This window comes from Zunongwangia sp. L-65, assembly GCF_056859415.1.
Genome location: NZ_JBSXOK010000053.1, coordinates 38,055 through 60,806 on the forward strand (window position 1 = coordinate 38,055; position 22,752 = coordinate 60,806).

Below are 22,752 nucleotides of genomic sequence, written 5' to 3' on the forward strand. Positions count from 1 at the left end.
AAGTAATGGAAAAATTCATAAAAATACTAGGAAACCTACTTAGAGCTCATTTAGACTACTATAGAATTATGAAATTCATTTATTTGATTGTATTTCGTTAAAAATATCTAAAATAATATTTGGTTTTTTCATCAAACTTTAATTAAATTTGGAAATGTGATATTTACACTTATAATGATTAGAGTTTAATTTTAGTAGAGGATTCAAAATTTTGGTAGTAATTCGAAATGGTTTTCGGATGGAGGGAAAAATTGAATGCTATCCCAATTAAACTTTAAGTCTTAGGTAAATTTCAAATTCAAATAAACAACTTGATTTAGATAATATGAAAAATATCAACCTATTCCGTTTTCCTTTACTTTTTTTAGTGCTCTCTTTTTCTGCTTTGCAGGCGCAGACTTCAGTCGTTATTAGTAATGATGTAGATGCTCCTGTAATCAACCGGAATATCTATGGTCATTTTGCTGAGCATTTAGGACGTTGTATTTACGGTGGATTGTACGTTGGTGAGGATAGTGAGATTCCCAATACAGATGGTGTGCGTAACGATTTGATTGAGGCTTTGAAAAACCTTCAAATCCCTATACTGAGGTGGCCTGGCGGTTGCTTTGCGGATACCTATCACTGGAAAGACGGTATAGGGCCTCAAGAAGACCGCCCAACGATTGTAAATCAATGGTGGGGAGGAGTTACGGAAGATAACAGTTTTGGTACACATAATTTCCTAAACCTGTGTGAGGTTCTTGGTGCAGAGCCCTACCTGGCGGCTAATATAGGCAGCGGAACGGTTCAAGAATTTGCAGACTGGATTCAGTATGTAAATCATAGTGGTGAAAGCCCAATGGCCAATCTTCGTAGAGAATATGGAAGAGAAAAACCATGGGGCGTTAAATATTGGGGTGTTGGTAATGAAATGTGGGGTTGTGGGGGTAATATGACACCGGAATATTATGCAAATCTTTATCGACAATACGCAACATTTATGACCAATTGGGATAATGAAACCGGATTATACCGAATTGCATCTGGCGCTAATGTAGATGATTACCATTGGACAGAAGTTATAATGCGCGATGTGCCTCATCATTTAATTGAAGGTGTGGCGCTACATTCCTATTCTTTTGTAGAGTGGGGAGACAAAGGAGATGCTGTAGATTTTAATGAAGCGCAATATTTTTCAACGATGCAAACAGCTTTAAAGATGGAAGAATTGGTGACAAAGCATAGTGAAATTATGGATAAATACGATCCAAAAGGAGAAATCGAACTTATCGTAGACGAGTGGGGTGGATGGTACGATGTTCAGGAAGGTACAAATCCCGGATTTTTATATCAGCAAAATACCATGCGTGATGCTATGATCGCCGGTGTTTCTTTAAATATTTTTAATAATCACAGTAAGCGTGTTAAAATGGCGAATTTGGCTCAGACGGTAAATGTATTACAGGCAGTAGCTTTAACCGATGGTGCTAAGATGATCCTTACACCAACATATCACGTAATGGAAATGTATAAAGTTCATCAGGATGCACAATTATTGCCAGTAGAATTTGAAGCTCCAGAGTATACTTTTGAAGGAGAATCTTTACCCGCAGTTTCTATATCAGCCTCTAAAGATAGTATAGGTGTACTGCATATTTCAGCTGTAAATATTGATGCTGAAAATGAAAACGAAGTGGAGTTTGATCTTTCAGGATTTGATCTTGATGATTTTAATGCAGAAATTTTAGTTTCAGAAACACTTCAGGATCATAATACTTTTGATGATCCTGAAAAAATTACGCCATCAGAATTTAAAGATTTTAAATTCAAAAAAGGAAGATTAGAGATGACCTTACCTCCTTTTTCTGTAGTGGTGTTGGAAAGTAAGTAAACAACTTTGGGACAAGCTTGTTATTATTTAATATCATTAAAATATAATGTTTGTCGTGATACAATGTTAATTATCCAGAAAAAGAGTTGAAAAGAAGACATTTTTAATTAGCCCAATTTTATTCATCATTATAGTAAAAATGCCCTAGTGATGATATTTTTTAAAAGAATTTATTGAGCAAATTTTTATCATTCTTCCATATGGTACCTGGGTGATCAAAAAAAAAATTAGTCTATTAACTGTATGATATGAATATTAGAATTCCAAGTTTCAAAAAAACAGTATTAGTTACAGGAATCGCAATTCTTAGTATCCCTTCCTTTGCGCAACAAAATCAATTATCTCTCTTTAATCTTAAGGATGTTAAGCTTCATACAGGTTTATTTGAAGAAGCCATGTATACCGATTTGGATTATATCTTGCAAATGGAGCCGGATCGTTTACTTGCCCCTTTTTTAAGAGAGGCTGGTTTACAACCAAAAGCAGAGAGTTACCCTAATTGGGAAAATACAGGCTTAGACGGTCATATTGGAGGGCACTATCTAACAGCGCTTGCCCAAATGTATGCCTCAGCTGGCAGTGATGAGGCTTTACAGCGATTAAATTATATGATTGGCGAACTAAAAAAAGCGCAGGATGCCAATGGAAATGGATATGTAGGCGGAATTCCTGATAGTAAACGAATATGGAAAGAAATTTCAGAAGGAAAAATAAACGCGGGCGGATTTAGCCTTAACGGGGGTTGGGTACCGCTTTATAATATTCATAAAACTTATGCGGGTTTACGGGATGCTTATCTTATTGCTGGTAATGAGGAGGCAAAGCAAATGCTTATCGATTTAACCGATTGGATGATCGATATTACCGCCAACCTTTCTGAAGCGCAAATTCAGGAAATGCTGAAATCAGAACATGGCGGATTAAACGAAACTTTTGCTGATGTTTATAAAATGACCGGTGATAAAAAGTATTTAGATTTAGCCTATGCCTTTACTCAAAAACAAGTCCTTGATCCCTTAGAACATGAAAAAGATATTTTAAACGGGATGCATGCCAATACGCAAATTCCAAAAGTGATTGGTTATGAAACCATTGCCGCTTTAGATCAAAATAAAGACTACCATAATGCAGCCACTTACTTCTGGGAAAATGTAGTGAATAATAGAACCGTTTCTATAGGGGGAAATAGTGTTAGAGAACATTTTCATCCCGCCGATGATTTTTCGAGTATGATAAATAGTGTGCAGGGACCAGAAACCTGTAATACGTATAATATGCTAAAGCTAAGTGAGAAGTTGTTTTTGGCGAATCCAGAAGAAAAATATATAGATTTTTACGAACAGGGCTTATATAATCACATCCTTTCTTCTCAGCATCCTGAAGGCGGATTTGTTTATTTCACACCTATGCGGCCAGGCCATTACCGCGTATATTCACAGCCAGAAACCAGCATGTGGTGTTGTGTAGGCTCTGGTTTAGAAAATCACGGCAAGTACAACGAAATGATCTACGCGCATAGTGATGATGCGTTATATGTAAATCTTTTTATTCCTTCAGAAGTGAACTGGGAGGATAAAAACTTTAAACTAATCCAGGAAACTGATTTTCCGAATGCTGAAACAGCTTCTTTTAAAATTGAAACCCAGAAACCACAAAAATTAACTATAAATCTTCGTTACCCCTCGTGGGCAGGAGAAGGTTTTGATGTTCAGGTAAATGATAAAAAGGTGAAATTCGATAAAAAACCGGGTTCTTATATTTCTATTACTAGAAAATGGGAAGATGATGATCAAATTTCAATGCGATTACCCATGAATATCACTTCGGAGAGATTACCCGATGGATCAGACTATGAATCTTTGAAATATGGACCACTTGTGCTGGCAGCCAAAACTGGAAAAGAGGACTTAAAAGGTTTATTTGCAGATACCAGTAGGGGAGGTCATATTGCCGAGGGTAAAAAGATTCCGCTTTCAGAAACTCCAATTTTTCTTTTAGAGAATCTGTATGATCTGGCTTCTAAGGTTCAGATAGACTCTAAAAAAGATCTTCGTTTTTCAGCAAAATCGGTTTTATACCCTTCAGAATTTAAGGATTTAGAGTTCGAGCCTTTTTATAAGGTTCACGATTCCAGATATGTCATTTACCTGCCGGTAGAATCACCGGAAAGTCTTGCAGCTATTCAGCAAAAAAGAAAAGAACAAGAAGTTGCTGAACGTAAGTTGGAAGCAGTAACTATCGATTATGTAAGTCCGGGGGAGCAGCAACCGGAATCTGATCATTTTATCAAGACTGAAAATTCGAATGCTGGCGTAAACCAGGATCGTCATTGGAGAGATGCTACCGGCTGGTTTAGTTATGAGCTGAACAATGAAGAAAACAAAGCTGCCCGTATAAGAATAACATATTTTGGTTTAGATGGCAACCGTAAATTTAAAATTATGGTAAATGGGATGACGATTGTAAATGAAGAGTTAAAGGGAGATCGCAGCCCTGAATTTTTTACCAAAGACTACGAATTGCCAAAGAAAATAGTTCAACAAAAAAATGAAACTCTAAGCATACGCTTTGAAGCCGAACCAGGTTCCAGAACTGCCGGAATCTATGGCGTTAGATTAATGAAAAAGCAATGATAAAAATTATAAAAGTAGTATGTTTTGGCGCTTTATTGGCTATTTCAGGGGTGATAAGAGCACAAGAGGAGCGCTTTAACAATCCAATTATAACCGATAAGTATACCGCAGATCCCGCAGCTTTGGTGTATCAGGACTCGGTTTATATCTATGCAGGTCACGATCAGGCTCCAAATGATAGAGATCAATACGAAATGCACGAGTGGCTGGTATACAGCTCTGCCGATATGGTGAATTGGAAAGAACATCCGGTTCCGCTAAAGCCAACCGATTTTGAATGGGCTAAAGGGTTGCCTGGGCAGCTCAGGTTATCGAAAAAGATGGGAAATTCTATTGGTATGTTACTGTAGAACACGATGATAGTCATCCGGGAAAAGCAATTGGCGTGGCAGTATCTGATTCGCCAACTGGTCCTTTTAAAGATGCTCGTGGTAGTGCGATTATAACTAACGATATGACTACAGAATATACAGATATTTGGTGGGATGACATAGATCCAACTGTTTGGATTACCAAAGACGGGCAGGCTTATTTATATTGGGGAAATACCCAGCTGTATTGGGTGAAATTAAAGGATAATATGGTCGAATTTGAAGGTGAAATTCAAACGATAGATCTGCCACATTTTACTGAAGCGCCCTGGATTCATAAAAAAGGCGATTGGTATTACCTTTCATTTGCATATAAATTTCCAGAAAAAATTGCTTATGCCATGAGTAAATCAATCGAAGGCCCATGGGAATATAAAGGAATTTTAAATGAAGTCGCCGGAAATTCTAATACCAATCATCAGTCAATTATCGAATTTAAAGATAAATGGTACTTTATTTATCATAATGGAAGCATTCCAACTCACGGTGGTAGCTATAGAAGATCGGTATCTATCGATCGTTTGTACTATAATGATGATCATACATTAAAGCGCGTGATTATGACTTCAGAAGGAATTCAGGAATAATGAAAGCTTTTAGATATTTAATAGTACTTATTTTTCTGAATGCTTCTATTATCTGTTTAGCACAGCAAGAATCAATACCTACCGATGAAGTTATTGTTCATGATCCGGTTGCTATTAAGTCCAATGGGAAATATTATTTATTCTGTACAGGTAGAGGAATAGCGATGTTTTCCTCAGAAGATTTAGAAGAATGGAAGCGTGAGGCGCCCGTTTTTTCTAAAAAACCGGAATGGGCAGATAGCGTTGTACCTAATTTCGGAAATCATATATGGGCACCTGATATTACTGAATTTGAAGGTTCATTTTATTTGTACTATTCGGTTTCCGCTTTTGCTAAAAATACCTCGGCGATTGGTCTTGCAATAAATAAAACTTTAGATGTGGATAGTCCTGATTATAAATGGGAAGATCAGGGGATTGTTATTGAATCTATCCCTAACCGTGATTTATGGAATGCTATCGATCCTAATCTTATTTTTGATGAAGAAGGAACACCCTGGTTAAGTTTTGGTTCGTTTTGGGAGGGATTGAAATTGGTGAAATTAAGTTCCGATTTAAAATCTATTGCAGTACCGCAGGAATGGGAAACAATTGCCAGAAGAGAGCGCTCATTCAAAATCCCGGATAAAAATCCCGGAGATGCAGCTTTAGAAGCTCCCTTTATTTTTCGAAAACAGGATTGGTACTACCTGTTCATTTCTTGGGATTTATGTTGTCGCGGAGAAAACAGCACCTATAAAGTTGTGGTTGGTCGCTCTAAATCGGTAAAAGGACCTTTTCTAGATAAAACAGGAAAATCTTTAGTTAATGGAGGTGGAACACTGGTTCTTGAAGGGAATGAAAAATGGTACGGTGCCGGTCATAATAGTGTTTATACTTTTGATGGAAAAGACTATATGTTTTTCCATGCCTATGATGCCGAAGATGGCGCCAAACCTAAACTTAAGATCAAAGAGTTGCATTGGAAAGATAATTGGCCAATAGAATTAATATTAGAATAAGACTCAAACAAAATGAAAAATATGTATAGAATGAAAAATTTAGGTATAGCAGCAGCTTTGGCTCTTGGAGCTAGTGCCTTTGCACAAACGCCTATTAATGTAGATGCTTCTAAGAGTATAGCCGAAATTCAACCCACTATGTACGGGATATTTTTTGAGGATATTAATTTTGCTGCCGATGGCGGATTATATGCCGAGCTTGTAAAAAACCGTTCTTTTGAGTTTGACTCTCCTAAAATGGGATGGCAGGAACCTAATAGTAACCGTCATTCTCTAAATAAAAATTCTGGCATAGCAAAAATTATAAATTATACCGATAGTTCTGGGAATGAAAATTATGCCAGGTTTGAGATTAATGATGCTTCCGGTTACGAAATCATCAATGAAGGCTTTCGAGGAATGGGAATAAAAAAAGGCGAAAATTATCGAATTTCAGTAATGACAGGAAATGTCAACGGAATTTCAGCGATAAAATTTGAGCTTTTAGATGAAAACGGAGCTGTTTTTGGAGAAGCTTCTATTGCTCCCAAAGGAAATGACTGGACCACCTCTGAAACTATAATCTACCCTTCAAAATCAGCAGAAAAAGCGACATTAAGAATAACTTTTTCTGGTAAAGGAAGTATAGATATGGATATGATTTCTATGTTTCCTAAAGATACCTGGAAAGGCCGAAAAAACGGTTTACGTAAAGATTTAGTACAATTATTAGCCGATTTACAACCAGGATTCTTACGATTTCCCGGAGGATGTATCGTAGAGGGAAGAACATTGGAAAAGCGCTACCAATGGAAAAAAACGGTAGGAGCAGTAGAAGATCGTGAAATGCTGGTAAACCGTTGGAATACCGAATTTTCGCATAAACTTACCCCAGATTATTTTCAGAGTTTCGGACTTGGTTTTTTTGAATATTTTCAACTTTCAGAAGATTTAGGAGCCGAACCATTACCTATTCTAAGTTGTGGTATTGCCTGCCAGTATAATACAGGAGAGTTAGCTCCTATGGAAAGCTTAGATCCTTATGTGCAGGATGCTTTAGATTTAATAGAATTTGCGAATGGTGACACTTCTTCTAAATGGGGAAAAGTACGTACAGATATGGGACATCCAGAACCTTTTAATTTAAAATTTATAGGTGTAGGAAACGAGCAATGGGGGCAGGAATATATCGATAGGTATAAAGTCTTCGCTAAGGCGATTAAAGAAAAATATCCAGATATGATCATCGTTTCAGGAAGTGGTCCTTCTCCAGATGGAGAATATTTTGACTATGGATGGGAAGAACTTAAAAAATTAGATGCCGAACTGGTAGATGAGCATTATTATAAATCACCACAGTGGTTTAAAGAAAATGCCGATCGCTATGACGATTACGATCGTAATGGGCCCAAAGTTTTTGCAGGTGAATATGCGGCACATCCAAAAGCTGAAGATGGTCCTAAAGAAAATAATCTGGAAGCCGCAGTTGCTGAAGCCGCGTTTATGACGGGATTAGAACGTAATGCAGATGTAGTTTATCTCACTTCTTATGCGCCACTTATGGCTCATAAAGATGCCTGGCAATGGGCTCCCGATTTAATTTGGTTTGATAACTTGTCGTCACATGGTACGGTAAATTATTACGTGCAAAAGTTATTTACCAATAACAGAGGAACTGATGTATTGAAGGTAAGTAGTAATGGAAATAAACTTATCGGTCAGGAAGAAATATATGCTACCGCTGCTATAGATTCAGGTAAAGGAGAAATTATTTTAAAATTGGTGAATACCAGTGCGGAAAACAAACAAGTACAGCTTAATATCTCTGGAAGTAAATTTAAAAGTAAGGCAGATTGGATTAGCCTTTCTGGTGATGATATCAAAGCTTATAATTCTTTTGAAAATCCGAAAACAATTGTTCCAGTAGAAAATGAAGTAAAAATTAAAAACCATACAACTGTTGAATTGGCCCCAAATTCAGTAAACATTATAAAATTAAAGAAATCTTAAAATCATAAGTGTTTTCGTTACACTTAATAAAAACTAATTTATATATTTGTTTCATACCAAAAGTGAAAATACATGGAAACATATGTAATAGGACTTGATTATGGGACCGATTCAGTAAGAGCTGTGTTGGTAGATACCAATAATGGAAAGGAGCTTGCTTCAGATACATTTTGGTATCCTCGCTGGAAAAAACAGCTTTACTGTGATGCTACCCTAAATCGATTTCGACAACATCCTCTTGATCATATTGAAGGTTTAGAGAAAACGATAAAAGGAGTCATCGCAAAAAGCGGGGTTAAGGGAGAGGCTGTAAAAGGTATTTGTATAGATACTACCGGTTCTTCACCCGTACCGGTTACCAAAGATGGAACCCCTTTAGCACTGGTAGATGGATTTACCGATAACCCAAATGCCATGATGGTATTATGGAAAGATCATACCGCAATAAAAGAAGCTAACGAAATTAACGAATTAGCTGAAACATGGGGCGGTGAAAATTACACAAAATACGAAGGAGGAATATACTCTTCCGAGTGGTTTTGGGCAAAAATAACTCATATCGTGCGTGAGGATGAAGCGGTGAAAAATGCCGCTTACTCCTGGATGGAACATTGCGATATGATGACCTATCTTCTTATTGAAAATACCGATTTAGCTTCTTTTAAAAGAAGTCGGTGCGGTGCAGGTCATAAAGCTATGTGGCACGAAAGCTGGGGCGGTTTACCCTCAGAAGAATTTCTAGGGAAATTACATCCTTATTGTGCTGATTTGCGATCCAAATTATATACAGAAACCTACACTTCAGATGAAGTTGCCGGTAACATCAGTAAAGAATGGGCTAAAAAATTAGGTCTTTCTGAAGATACAGTTATTGCCGTAGGAACTTTCGATGCGCATTCAGGAGCCGTTGGTGCTAAAGTTGAAGAGCATGCTTTGGTTCGTGTAATGGGAACCTCAACCTGTGATATCATTGTTTCACCTTACAAGGTAGTAGGCGATAAGACGGTTCGAGGAATTTGCGGCCAGGTAGATGGATCGGTTATTCCGGGTATGATTGGTTTAGAAGCAGGACAATCGGCTTTTGGAGATGTATTGGCCTGGTTTAAAAATGTACTTTCCTGGCCATTAAATCATTTGGTGTATAATTCAGAAGTTCTTTCAGTAGATCAAATTGAAGCGCTAAAAGCAGAAGTAGATAAAAAGTTTATTGCTGAATTATCTGCTGAAGCTGAAGCATTAGAGTTTAATGAAAGTATACCTGTGGCTTTGGATTGGATCAACGGGCGACGTACGCCAGATGCTAACCAGGAATTAAAAAGTGCGATAAGTAATCTTTCTTTAGGAAGTAAAGCTCCGCATATTTTTAAAGCCTTGGTGAATGCTATATGTTTTGGTGCTAAAGAAATTGTAGACCGTTTTAAGGAAGAAGGAGTAGAGATTAAAACGATAATAGGTATAGGAGGAGTGGCAAGAAAATCTGCTTATATCATGCAAACCCTGGCCAACACCTTAAATATGCCGATAAAAATTGCGGCATCAGATGAGGCACCCGCTTTAGGTTCAGCGGTATATGCCGCTGTGGCAGCAGGTCTTTACGATGATGTAATTACGGCCAGCAAAACTTTAGGTAGTGATTTTGAGGCTGAATATAATCCACAACCAGAGATGGTAGGCGAATTTGAGAAACAAATGGCAGCTTATAAAGAGTTAAGCCAGTTTGTTGAAGAAAGCATAACTAAAAAATCATAAATAAATGAGCTCTAAATATAAATCTTTAAAACAAGAGTGTTACGAAGCGAATATGCAGCTGGATGCTTTAGATCTTGTTATTTATACCTTCGGGAATGTTAGTGCAGTAGACCGTATAAATAAGGTTTTTGCCATAAAACCAAGCGGAGTTCCTTATGCCGATTTAAAACCTGAAGATATTGTGATTCTGGACTTCGAAAACAATGTGATTGAAGGAGAAATGCGACCATCTTCAGATACAAAAACACATGCTTACTTATATAAAAACTGGGAAAATATTGGGGGAATTGCTCACACCCACGCCACATACTCTGTAGCGTGGGCCCAGTCCCAGTTGGATATTCCGATTTTTGGTACCACCCATGCCGATCATTTAACGGCAGACATTCCTTGTGCACCGCCAATGAAAGATGAGCTTATTGCCGGAAATTACGAGCACAATACAGGTATCCAGATTTTGGACTGCTTTAAAGATAAGGGATTATCTTACGAAGAGGTGCAAATGGTGTTGTTAGGTAATCATGGGCCTTTTACCTGGGGACCAACAGCAGCTAAAGCGGTTTATAACAGTAAAGTTTTAGAAGAAGTAGCCAGAATGGCTTACCTGACTTTACAAATAAATCCGAATGCACCAAGATTAAAAGATTCTTTAATTAAAAAACATTATGAACGTAAGCATGGTAAAAATGCCTATTACGGTCAGAATTAATAACCTAAACAAAACATTCAATGATTGCCATAGAGAGTAAAGAAATTTGGTTTATAACAGGAAGCCAGCATCTATACGGACCTGAAACTTTAGAACAGGTTGCTAAAAATTCAAAAGAAATTGTAGAAGGATTAGATGCTTCTACAGAAATTCCGGTTAAAGTTGTTTATAAAGACACCGTAAAAACTGAAGATGAAATCGTTGCTGTAATGCGCGACGCCAACAATTCAGAAAAGTGTATTGGTTTAGTGGCCTGGATGCATACCTTTTCACCGGCGAAAATGTGGATTAAAGGTTTAACACTTTTAAGTAAACCTCTTTGTCATTTACACACACAGTTTAATGCTGAGGTGCCATGGAGCGATATCGATATGGATTTTATGAATCTAAATCAATCGGCTCACGGAGATCGTGAATTTGGTTTCATAATGTCCAGAATGCGTAAAAAACGTAAGGTCATCGTAGGCCACTGGAAAACGGAGCGCGTTCAGAAAAAACTTGGTATCTGGTCTCGCGTAGCTTTAGGCTGGAACGAAATGCAAAACCTTAAAGTTGCTCGTATTGGTGACAATATGCGTAATGTGGCCGTAACTGAAGGGGATAAAGTAGAAGCTCAAATGAAATTTGGAGTAGCAGTAAATGCTTTTGATTCTTCAGATATCGTGACGAAGATTAATGAGGTTACTGACGATGAGCTAAACAAATTACTGGATACTTACGCGACGGATTATAATCTAACCGATAGTTTAAAAGAAGGTGGAGAAAAAAGGCAATCTTTAATTGATGCTGCTAAAATTGAATTAGGCCTGCGTAAATTCTTAGAAGAAGGCGGGTTTAAAGCCTTTACAGATACTTTTGAAAATCTGGGAGAATTAAAGCAATTACCCGGCCTAGCCGTACAGCGATTAATGGCCGATGGTTATGGCTTTGGAGGTGAAGGTGACTGGAAAACGGCAGCTTTAACCAGAGTAATGAAGGTAATGGCATATGGATTGGAAGGTGGAACTTCTTTTATGGAAGATTATACGTATCACTTTACACCAGAGAAATCGTTGGTAATGGGATCACATATGCTAGAAATATGTCCAAGTATAGCCGATGCCAAACCGTCTTGTGAAGTTCATCCATTAGGTATAGGAGGGAAGGAAGACCCTGTACGATTAGTGTTTAATTCCCCTGCCGGAGCAGCAATTAATGCTACCTGGGTTGATATGGGTAACCGATTTAGACTTATCGTAAATGAGGTAGAAGCTGTTGCACCAGAGCAGGAGTTGCCTAAATTACCGGTGGCAAGAGTGCTTTGGGATTGTAAACCAGATCTTGAAGTTGCTGCTACCGCTTGGATTTTAGCAGGTGGAGCACATCACACGGTTTATACGCAAGCGTTAACCACAGAATATATGGAAGATTTTGCCGATATTGCAGGGGTAGAGCTTTTAGTTATCGATGAAGATACCAAATTAAGGGACTTTAAAGATACCATTAATGCCAACGAAGCTTACTATCATCTCTTTCAACATAAAATGTAATAGTATTTAAATTATGAAAAAAATAAAGCATACAGTTTATTTTTTATGTCTTTTCAGTTTTCTGTTTTCCCTTACTAATTGTAAGGGAGACGGAAAGTCTGAAAAAACTAAAGAAAATGTAACTACCGGGGAATCCGAAATCGATTTCTTGACTAAAGAAGATTACGGAACGACTCCTGAAGGTGAAAAGGTAGAACAGTATACCTTAACTAACAAAACAGGAATGGAAGTAAAAATTATCACCTACGGTGGTCGTATCACTTCACTTAAAGTGCCAGATAAAAATGGCGAATTTGAAGATGTCATTTTAGGTTTCGACTCCATAAGTCAGTACACTTCAGATAATCCTTATTTTGGAGCTCTAATAGGTCGGTACGGAAATAGGATCGCCGGCGGTAAATTCAGTTTGGATGGGGAAGAAGAATATCAACTTCCGCAAAACGATGGTCAAAACTCTTTACATGGCGGTGATAAAGGTTTTGATAAAGTGGTTTGGACTGCTGAAGTGCCTGCTGATAGTACTTCTTTGGTTTTAACTTATAAGAGTAAAGATGGAGAAATGGGATACCCTGGAAACCTTGATGTACAAGTAACCTATACTTTAAATGAAGATAATTCTCTGGACGTTGATTACGAGGCTGAAACCGATAAAAAGACAGTCGTTAACCTTACACAGCATTCCTATTTTAATTTAACCGGAGATTTTGATAATACCATTTTAGATCATGAAGTGGTTATTAATGCCGATCAGTTTTTACCGGTAGATGAAACTTTAATTCCTACGGGGGAAATACGAGACGTTGAAGGAACTCCTTTTGATTTTACTGAAGCTAAAATAGTAGGTAAAGAAATTGAAGCTGAAAATGAGCAATTAAAGCTTGGATTAGGTTATGATCATTGTTGGGTGCTAGATGATCAATCCGAAGATATGCATTTTGCAGCTTCGGCTTATGATCCTGAAAGTGGCCGATTTATGGAAGTTTCAACTACAGAACCCGGAATTCAATTTTATACAGGAAACTTTCTAGATGGTACTTTACCACAGCAGGGTGGGTATGGAACCTATGCTAAAAGATCTGGTTTCTGTTTAGAAACACAACACTATCCGGATTCTCCTAATCAGGAAAAATTTCCAGCGGTGGTTTTAAACCCGGGAGAGCAATACAGCTCCAAAACAACCTTTAAATTCTCTATAAAATAATACTATGCAAACATTCGACATTTTAGACTGGATTGTTATAGGGGTATTTTGTCTTTTGCTTATTGGAGTCATTCTTTATGTAGTAAGACAAAAGTCTAACGATTCGGCAGATTATTTTTTAGGAGGTAAAGATGCGGGGTGGATTGCCATTGGAACATCTATATTTGCTTCAAACATTGGGTCTGAACATTTAATAGGCCTTGCTGGTGCCGGTGCTTCTAGCGGTATGGCCATGGCGCACTGGGAAATTCAAGGCTGGATGATCTTAATTTTGGGTTGGGTTTTTGTTCCTTTTTATAGCAGAAGTATGGTATATACCATGCCGGAATTTTTGGAAAGAAGATATAATAAAGAGTCGCGGACAATACTTTCTGTAATTTCCTTAATTAGTTATGTTCTTACCAAGGTAGCTGTTACGGTATATGCCGGTGGACTCGTTTTTCAGGAGGTATTTGGAATCGAGAAACTATGGGGAATTGATTTCTTTTGGATTGCTGCAATAGGATTGGTTTTAATTACGGCCTTATATACCATTTTTGGTGGTATGAAATCAGTTTTATATACCTCTATTTTACAAACGCCAATATTACTTTTAGGTTCGGCTATCATTGTGGTTTTGGGGCTTAAGGAAGTAGGGGGATGGGATCAAATGATGGCCATCACCAGCTCTATAGAAGTGAATGATTATGGGGATTCTATGGCGAATCTTATAAGAAGTAATAAAGATCCAGATTTTCCATGGTTAGGTGCTTTAATTGGATCTTCAATCATTGGTTTTTGGTATTGGTGTACAGATCAATACATCGTTCAGCGTGTCCTTTCTGGGAAGAATTTAAAAGAATCTCGTCGCGGAACTATATTTGGTGCTTACTTAAAGTTGTTGCCGGTATTTTTATTCTTAATTCCCGGAATGATCGCTTTTTCAATTCATTATCAGAGCATACAATCTGGAGGAGAAGGATTCTTACCATTTTTGGATAATGGTGTAGCCAATGCCGATGCTGCATTTCCTACTTTGGTAGCTAAGCTATTACCAGCAGGAGTAAAAGGTTTAGTAGTTTGTGGTATTTTAGCAGCCTTGATGAGTTCTTTAGCTTCTTTATTTAACTCGTCTGCGATGTTATTTACTATCGATTTTTATAAACGTTTAAAACCAGAGACACCAGAAAAGAAATTGGTGAAAATCGGTCAGTTTGCAACCCTTGTAATTGTGGTATTAGGAATATTATGGATTCCAATTATGAGAAGTGTGGGCGACGTATTATATACCTATCTGCAAGATGTACAGTCGGTATTAGCACCAGGAATTGCTTCGGCCTTTTTATTAGGAATTACCTGGAAGCGGACCAGTGCCAAAGGCGGTATGTGGGGATTAATTTCTGGATTGGTGATAGGTTTAACACGTTTAGGAGCTAAAGTATATTACAGTAATTTGACTGACGCACCAGATTCGCTATTTAAATATCTATTTTATGATCTTAACTGGTTATATTTCTGTGGTTGGATGTTATTATTCTGTATTCTGGTAGTCATCGGTGTAAGTTTAGCTACAAAAGCACCGGAACCACAGAAAATTAAAGGTTTGGTTTTTGGAACTACCACTAAAGAAGATAATGAAGAGGATCGTAAAAGCTGGAATAAATGGGATGTTGTACATTCAGCTGTTATTTTAGCTTTAACAGGTGCTTTTTACTGGTATTTTTGGTAATATAACATCAGTATAGTATTTAAGCTAAAGCCGATAACTTCGTTTTGTCGGCTTTTTTATTTCAATTGTAAGAATGATAAAAGTCTTCATTATATTATGCCACTTTGCATTTGCGATAAACCAATAATGAGCATACTAAAAATAGATCTTATCTAAGATTGCCTTTATCAATTTTAGAGACTCAATTGATAAAATCAAGTGAATTAAAAATGACTATATTGCAGCACGTCTGCAACGAGGTATAAAACAGGGGTTGATATCTTTAAATTAATCTGCTAGCTGTTTTATGTTTTAAACGGACTAAATTTTAGATCTATAATCATATAGCAGTCATATAGTGTATATTTTCAATAAAGGAGAGAATGTTTATGGGCTATCTGGTCTAAAGTAGAATTTTGTGTAATGCCTTAAGAATATGTATTTTTAAATGATATGCAGGTATTCTTAAGATCACTGGCGGGGTGAATAATATTTAAAGTATTAAATGAAAAAAAAGCGTTATTCTTTAAAAGATATAGCCAAAGAATTTGGTGTTTCTTCAACAACTATTTCCTTCATCTTAAATGGAAAAGCAAAAGAGAAAAGAATCTCAGAAGAATTAACTAACAAGGTTTTAGCCTTTACTACTAAAATAAATTATCGTCCAAATCAATTAGCGCAAAGCTTAAGAACGGGGAGAAGTAAGATCTTAGTCGTAATGGTTGAAGATATTTATTCCCAGGTAGCCAGGGTTATTGAAGATATAGCCTATAAAAAAGGATATAGGGTATTATTTTGTAGTAATGATAATGAGGATAAGAAATCCAGGGAATTGATTAATCTTTTTAGGAACAGGCAGGTAGATGGCTATATTATAGTGCCCTCTCCCGGTATAGAAAATGATGTAAGAGCGCTGATTAACGATGGAATTCCCGTGGTTTTATTCGACCGTTATTTTCCGGGACTAAACGCAAGTCACGTAGTGGCGGCCAACAAACAGGCAACGTATACGGCTGTAAATAATTTAATTCAGAATGGATTTAAAAAAATTCTATTTGTAACCACAGATATGAAGCAAACCCAGATGCTGGATAGGCGTTTAGGTTATACCAACGCTGTTGAAGAATACGGTTTAACGCCAAATATTCTTGAAATTTCCTTTGCACAGAAAGATCTGGAAAAACGTAAAGACTTGTTTCGGGAGAAAATAAAAAATACAGATGATTTTGATGCCATATTCTTTGCTACAAATTATCTGGCGGTTAATGCTTTAGAATTCTTACAGGATGAGTATCCGGATTATCTGCAAACCAAAGGTTTTTTCTCTTTTGATGATGTTATTTTATTCAAACTTTTTAATCCTTCCATTTCTGCAATTTCGCAACCATTACAAAAGATAGGGGAACAACTAATGGAATTGATGTTAAATAAGTTGAAGAAAAAGGATGATGAAGATATCATTAAGAAGATCGAGTTAGACTGTGATATCCAATACAGAAACAGTTCTTTGCCAAGAACCTAAATCATCCTGCTACACTAACTAAATAACCAAATTAACATGAAAAACAAAAGACATTCTATAAAGGATATTGCGGCAGCCCTAAATGTCTCGGTAACTACGGTATCCTTCGTATTAAATGGAAAAGCGAAGGAAAAAAGAATTTCCGAAGAAGTAACAAAGAAAGTTTTGGAATACGCTAAATCTATTAATTATAAACCTAATCAACTTGCCCAGAGTCTCAGAACGGGAAGAAGTAAGATTATCGTGGTAATGGTAGAGGATATTTCCAATTATTTTTTTTCTAAGCTGGCAAGAATAATAGAAGATATTGCTTATGATAAAGGCTATAAAGTATTGTTTTGTAGCAACGAAAATAAAGACGATCGTTCCAGAGAGTTGATTAATCTGTTTAGGGAACGACAGGTAGACGGTTATATTATAGTGCCTTCTCCAGGTATTCAGGAAGATATATCTGATTTAGTTTTAGATGATATCCCTGTAGTATTATTTGACCGATATTTTCCTGAAATCGACACGAACTACGTGATCATAGATAATTCGGAAGCTGTGCATGATGCTAGTCAGCATCTTATTGATAATTCTTATAAAAGAATTGGTTTTATTACTATCGCTTCAAATCAAACCCAGATGGAAGCAAGACAGCGAGGTTATCGCGATGCAATGAAAGAAAATGATTTGGATGAATTTGTTTTGGAAGTTCCTTTTTACGAAAAGAAAACAGGCATAGTAAAAGAGCTTATAGCAAATTATTTAGCAAATAATGATCTGGATGCAATTTTCTTTGCTACCAACTATCTCACTCAGATGGGTTTAGAAGTAATAAGAGAATCCTTCCCAGAAAAGATTAATGAACTGGGTATTATTACCTTTGATGATAACGATCTTTTCAAAATTTATTTTCCACCAATTACTGCCGTTTCACAGCCTCTGGAAAAAATAGGAAAAGAATTGATGAACACAATACTTAAAATGTTAAAAAGCACTCCGGAAAAACCTTATAGAAATCAAAAAATACTTCCTGCCTCATTAATTAAAAGGAATTCATCTTTTCCAAATAAAAAGTTGTAAGACCATGTAAATCCTGAGTTTTCATTCTGAAATAATGTCTATTTAATAATTATTTCAGAATAAAATAAGATTTTTGTTTTTTAGCTAAATCGTTTTAATTATATTCGCCTTATAATAAAGTGTGAATTCTAACTAAAAATTAGCATTAATGAAAAAACAAAAACTACTTGATGCTAAATCGTTTAATCAAAAACGATTTAGTAAATTATCCTTTGTTTTAAGATCTTTACAGCTACTTCTTTTGGTTGTCCTTTTTTCGGCTTTTAGTACAAAAGCTGTGGCTCAGACAACTGTAGAGGGAAATGTAAAGGACAGCGAGGGACTGCCTTTGCCCGGAGTTACCGTTAGGGTAGAAGGTACAGGTGTTGGTACACAAACAGATTTTGATGGGAATTATTCTATTGATGTACCAGGAGATGATTCAGTATTAGTTTTCACTTTTGTGGGGATGACTACTGTAAAAAGAACTGTTAATGGTAATAATACCATTAATGTAACTTTAGAAAACGATCAACAGGCTTTAGATGAAGTTGTGGTTGTGGGTTATGGTACGCAATCCAGAAAATCTGTAACTACTGCAGTAGCAAAGGTGTCTGAAGAAGATTTTAATCAGGGAGTTGTAACTTCCCCGATGGATCTTATTCAGGGAAAAATTGCAGGTTTATCGGTAACCAGAGCTGGTGGTAATAACCCTAATAGTAGTGCTTCCATTCAGCTACGTGGATTAACTTCAATTACAGGAAATACAGAACCTTTAATTGTAATTGATGGTATTCCAGGAGGAAATTTAGATCTTATTCAGCAAAATGATATTGAATCTTTTGATGTATTAAAAGATGGTGCTGCATCGGCAATTTATGGTACCCGAGGTAACAATGGTGTTATTTTAATAACTACTAAAAAAGGTAAAAAAGGAATATCTCAGTTTGAATATGCATCATATGTATCCCGAGATTATGTTCAAAATAAGCCTAATTTTATATCAGCAGATCAGTATAGAGACATAATTGATCAGGGAATTATCGGTGAAAGTAATGATTATGGCTACACTACAGATATTTATGACGAATTGGTTGATGATACTAATTTAAGCCAGTATCACAACTTTGTAGCCTCAGGTGGTGGAGAGAACAGTAATTATCGTGCTTCCTTGTATTATCAAAAATTAGATGGTATTGCTTTAGAAAACGATCGGGAAGAATATGGTTTTAGGATTAACTTTAATCAGTCTGCTTTCGATGATAAATTTAATTTTCAATCTAGTGTAGCTACAAATTTTAATAATGCGAATTTACAGGGGGGGGGACAATTTGGAATCATAACTGATTGGAATCCTACGACCCCAATCTATGCTGAGCCAGGAGGCGATTTGAATAATCAGGGACAGTTTGGTTATTACCAGCCTACTAATTTATACAATCCATTTTCAGAATATGCCAATCGTTTTAATTTAAGAAAACAGTATACATTTTCTGGAGATGCGAAAGTGACTTATGAAATTGTAGAAGGATTAAAGATTGCAGCTTTTGGGTCTTACCAAAGAAATGAGTGGAATGATCGCTATTATGAGTCTACTGAGGACTGGGCAAATATAAATGGAGATTATCGAGGAACTGGATATGCGCGTAAAGGGAATCATGTAGATTATACTAAAACCTTTGAACCTACAATTACTTTTGAACAGGAAATAGGGAAGCATACCTTCGATTTGTTAGGAGGCTATAGTTATCAATATAGCACTACAGAAGAATATTCTATGAGCAATAGCGGATTCAATACAGATTCATTTTTAGATTGGAATATGGGTTGGGGAAATGCTATTATCGATACCAACTTACCCAGACCGGGACTTAGCAGTTTTAAAGAAGATAATACCTTAATAGCTTTCTTTTCTAGAATTAATTATTCTTATTTAGATCGTTATTTTTTAACTGCATCGATAAGACGGGAAGGAAGCTCTAAGTTTGGTGCGAATAATAAATGGGGTAATTTCCCAGCAATATCTGGCGCTTGGGTTATTTCTGATGAAACATTTATGGATGAGCAAAATACGTTTTCCAATTTAAAACTTAGAGTGGGTTACGGTATAACGGGTAACCAGGGAATTCCTAATTATCAATCCCTTGTTACTTTGGGCACTGGGGGGAAATACCCAATCTTCTTAGATAATGCAACAGATCCAACTTATTATCAAACTTTGGGTGCTGCTAAAAACCCAAATCCCGATCTTAGATGGGAACGTAAAAAAGAATTAAACTTTGGTCTGGACTTTGGGTTCTTATCTAATAGAATTACCGGTGCTTTAGATGTCTATAGGCGAACAACTGAAGATTTACTATATAATTATACAGTACCACAGCCACCTTACGTTCGTAGCAATATCTATACCAACGTAGGGACAATCAGAAATAGTGGTGTAGAACTTGCTTTAAGTGCAGCCGTTATTAATAAAGGAGATTTTAAATGGAATGTAGACGCTGCCGGAAACTATCAGAAAAATACTTTGGTGAAACTTTCTAACGAACAATTTATCGTAGCACAAATTGACGGCGGAAATATAGGAAATCCGGGTAATTTAGGGAATGCAATAAGAAATACCGAGGGTGGTACTATAGGTAATTTTTACGGGAAACGTTTTGCTGGCTTTACAAGAGATGGACAGTGGTTATTCCATAAAGCAGATGGTTCTGTAGGAACTTCGGATCAAATGACTGAAGAAGATAAAACTATAATCGGAAATGGAATGCCAAAATATTACGCCTCCTTAACAAATACCTTCAGATATAAAAACTTTGATTTAACGGTATTCTTTAGAGGTAAATTTGATTTTGATATTCTAAATACAGTCGATCTTTTCTACGGAAATCAGGAATTATTGCCGGCAAACGTATTAACCTCTGCTTTGGGACAATATAGTCAAATTAAAGAAGCTCCTCAGTACTCTGATTATTATCTGGAAAACGGAGATTTTATAAAACTGGATAACTTAACCTTGGGTTATAATTTTGACCTACCGCAAGAAGGGAACTTTAAAAGGTTAAGATTATATGCAAGTGCTAGAAATTTAGCAACTATTACGGGATATAACGATGGTAATAGAGATCCTGAAGTTCAGGATACAGGACTTTTTCCTGGTATTGATTATAGAGATTTTTATCCCAGAACAACTACAGTTTCTGTAGGATTAAATGTTAACTTCTAAAAAATAGAACTATGAAAAAAATAATATATAATAAATTCTTTATATGTTTTTTTGCTCTTATTGGTATTGTCAGTTGTACTGATCTTGATGAGACAACATATACTGAACTTTCTAAATCTAATTTTTATAATAATAAATTAGAAATTATTCAAGCAACCCTGCGTCCCTTTACACATATGCAGGCGTGGCTGGCATTTACTGGACAAAATGGTTATTATTACCATAATGAACTGTCCGCAGATCAGGTTGCCTGGCCTCAAAAAGGTAGACATGCTTATGATAATGGAGATCATATTAGACAACATTACCATACCTGGACTACAGAAGAAAGTAGGCTTTTGAATACATGGTCTTTGATGTGGACAGGAGTTGGATATGTTAATGCTGCGATTGAGGATATACAGCAGGTAGATCCTGAGGCGGCAGGCATTACTCAGGAAGAACTCGAATCCTTTGTTGCTGAATCTAAAGTGCTAAGAGCTTATCATTATATGAAGATCATGGATCTTTGGGGTAATGTGCCCATTGTCACTCAAGTAGGAATGCCAGAGAATCCGGAAACTCAAAGTAGGGAAGCTGTTTTTGCTTTTGTAGAACAGGAACTTTTGGAAAATGTTGAAAAACTTCAGCCTTTATCTCCACAATTATTAGGTCGTATTTCCCGAGCTGTAGGCTATGCAATGTTATCTGAATTATACTTAAATGCTGAAGTTTGGTCTGGAGAGGCTAGATGGGCTGATTGTATTACATATTCAGATAAAGTAATTAATGGAGATGGAGGTGCTTTAGCAGGTTCTATGATGTTAGATCAGGATCCACTAGGTCCATACAATAACACTAATGAAAATTCTCCCGAAAATATTTTTCAATTTCCATTTAGTCGACAAAATGATTTTGGTTACAGTTGGGCTTCATTCTACATGGGTTTTAGTAACATGAGGGATGCACTTGATGTAACTTATTCTGGAAATAATGCGTTTGTAGTGATTCCTAGCGCCTTTGATGCGTATCAGGAAAATGATATTCGTAAACAGGAATGGTTTTTATTTGGCCCTCAATATAAATATGGAACAACAGAGCCTATCTTAGGAACAGAAGAATATCGCGATAAGCCTTTGGTATACGTAAATAATATTCGTAGAAATACCGAAGGTCAAACGGGAGAAGGAAGTATGACCGATGGAGAAGAAAACAGTGGTGCCCGTTTCCATAAATATCGTTCAGGAACGAAAGATGATGAAAATTATCTTGAAAATGACTATGTGATCTATCGTTTAACTGAAATGTACTTCAATAAGGCAGAAGCTTTAATAAGGCAAAACGGTGGTGCAGCAACTTCTGAAGCTGTAGCACTTATTAACGAAAGTAAAAGTAGATATTTCAGTGAAGAAGATTGGCCTTCAGAAATGTATACAACATCTAGTTTGACAATGGATGAATTGTTAGCTGAGCGCGGAAGGGAATTTATCTTTGAAGGAAAACGTAGGACAGATTTAATAAGATTTGGCAAATTTACCACAGGAGCTTGGTGGGATAAAACACCAGATGGCGATGATCATCTAACTATTTACCCGATACCTTACAGACAGGTACAAACCAATCCTAACTTAGAGCAAAATCCTGGATATTAA

At 36.5% G+C, this 22,752-nt stretch carries 15 protein-coding genes; all 15 read left to right on the plus strand.

All coding sequences use genetic code 11. From position 1 onward, the window contains the following. Positions 1 to 325: 325 nt before the first annotated feature. The 15 genes from AC13DP_RS08055 to AC13DP_RS08125 all read left to right on the plus strand — a co-directional run bounded on the left by AC13DP_RS08055 (position 326) and on the right by AC13DP_RS08125 (position 22,752). Entirely contained in the window at positions 326 to 1,873 is a 1,548-nt protein-coding gene (locus AC13DP_RS08055) for an alpha-N-arabinofuranosidase (RefSeq protein ID WP_483067523.1), read from the plus strand. 248 nt (positions 1,874 to 2,121) lie between these two features. Further along, positions 2,122 to 4,506, plus strand: coding sequence for a beta-L-arabinofuranosidase domain-containing protein (locus AC13DP_RS08060; RefSeq protein WP_483067524.1), 2,385 nt, complete (start codon positions 2,122 to 2,124; stop codon positions 4,504 to 4,506). Next, positions 4,503 to 4,856, plus strand: a complete 354-nt coding sequence (locus AC13DP_RS08065) for a hypothetical protein (RefSeq protein WP_483067525.1) — start codon at positions 4,503 to 4,505, stop codon at positions 4,854 to 4,856. The genes AC13DP_RS08060 and AC13DP_RS08065 overlap by 4 nt, the downstream gene beginning before the upstream one ends. Next, positions 4,817 to 5,464 (plus strand): family 43 glycosylhydrolase, encoded by a 648-nt coding sequence (locus AC13DP_RS08070; protein WP_483067552.1) that lies wholly within the window; start codon positions 4,817 to 4,819, stop codon positions 5,462 to 5,464. The genes AC13DP_RS08065 and AC13DP_RS08070 overlap by 40 nt, the downstream gene beginning before the upstream one ends. Then, positions 5,464 to 6,465, plus strand: a complete 1,002-nt coding sequence (locus AC13DP_RS08075) for a family 43 glycosylhydrolase (protein WP_483067526.1) — start codon at positions 5,464 to 5,466, stop codon at positions 6,463 to 6,465. The genes AC13DP_RS08070 and AC13DP_RS08075 overlap by 1 nt, the downstream gene beginning before the upstream one ends. A 30-nt stretch (positions 6,466 to 6,495) precedes the next feature. Then, on the plus strand, positions 6,496 to 8,454 hold the full coding sequence (locus tag AC13DP_RS08080; protein ID WP_347407525.1) for an alpha-L-arabinofuranosidase C-terminal domain-containing protein: 1,959 nt from the start codon (positions 6,496 to 6,498) through the stop codon (positions 8,452 to 8,454). A 72-nt stretch (positions 8,455 to 8,526) separates the two neighbouring features. Further along, on the plus strand, positions 8,527 to 10,203 hold the full coding sequence (locus tag AC13DP_RS08085; protein WP_483067527.1) for a ribulokinase: 1,677 nt from the start codon (positions 8,527 to 8,529) through the stop codon (positions 10,201 to 10,203). 4 nt (positions 10,204 to 10,207) lie between these two features. Beyond that, positions 10,208 to 10,912, plus strand: a complete 705-nt coding sequence (locus tag AC13DP_RS08090; protein WP_347407523.1) for an L-ribulose-5-phosphate 4-epimerase — start codon at positions 10,208 to 10,210, stop codon at positions 10,910 to 10,912. Positions 10,913 to 10,932: 20 nt separating this feature from the next. Beyond that, positions 10,933 to 12,441 (plus strand): L-arabinose isomerase, encoded by a 1,509-nt coding sequence (gene araA, locus AC13DP_RS08095; RefSeq protein ID WP_013071576.1) that lies wholly within the window; start codon positions 10,933 to 10,935, stop codon positions 12,439 to 12,441. 13 nt (positions 12,442 to 12,454) lie between these two features. Then, on the plus strand, positions 12,455 to 13,642 hold the full coding sequence (locus tag AC13DP_RS08100; protein WP_483067528.1) for an aldose epimerase family protein: 1,188 nt from the start codon (positions 12,455 to 12,457) through the stop codon (positions 13,640 to 13,642). 4 nt (positions 13,643 to 13,646) lie between these two features. After that, entirely contained in the window at positions 13,647 to 15,350 is a 1,704-nt protein-coding gene (locus AC13DP_RS08105) for a sodium:solute symporter (RefSeq protein ID WP_483067529.1), read from the plus strand. A gap of 484 nt (positions 15,351 to 15,834) precedes the next feature. Further along, the gene (locus AC13DP_RS08110; protein ID WP_483067530.1) at positions 15,835 to 16,851 is read left to right on the plus strand and encodes a LacI family DNA-binding transcriptional regulator; all 1,017 of its coding nucleotides are present in this window, start codon (positions 15,835 to 15,837) and stop codon (positions 16,849 to 16,851) included. Positions 16,852 to 16,887: 36 nt separating this feature from the next. Next, positions 16,888 to 17,919 (plus strand): LacI family DNA-binding transcriptional regulator, encoded by a 1,032-nt coding sequence (locus AC13DP_RS08115; protein ID WP_483067531.1) that lies wholly within the window; start codon positions 16,888 to 16,890, stop codon positions 17,917 to 17,919. A 148-nt stretch (positions 17,920 to 18,067) separates the two neighbouring features. Beyond that, positions 18,068 to 21,121: a SusC/RagA family TonB-linked outer membrane protein gene (locus AC13DP_RS08120; protein ID WP_228250221.1), complete on the plus strand. Its 3,054-nt coding sequence runs from the start codon at positions 18,068 to 18,070 to the stop codon at positions 21,119 to 21,121. Positions 21,122 to 21,132: 11 nt separating this feature from the next. After that, positions 21,133 to 22,752, plus strand: a complete 1,620-nt coding sequence (locus AC13DP_RS08125; protein WP_272959292.1) for a RagB/SusD family nutrient uptake outer membrane protein — start codon at positions 21,133 to 21,135, stop codon at positions 22,750 to 22,752.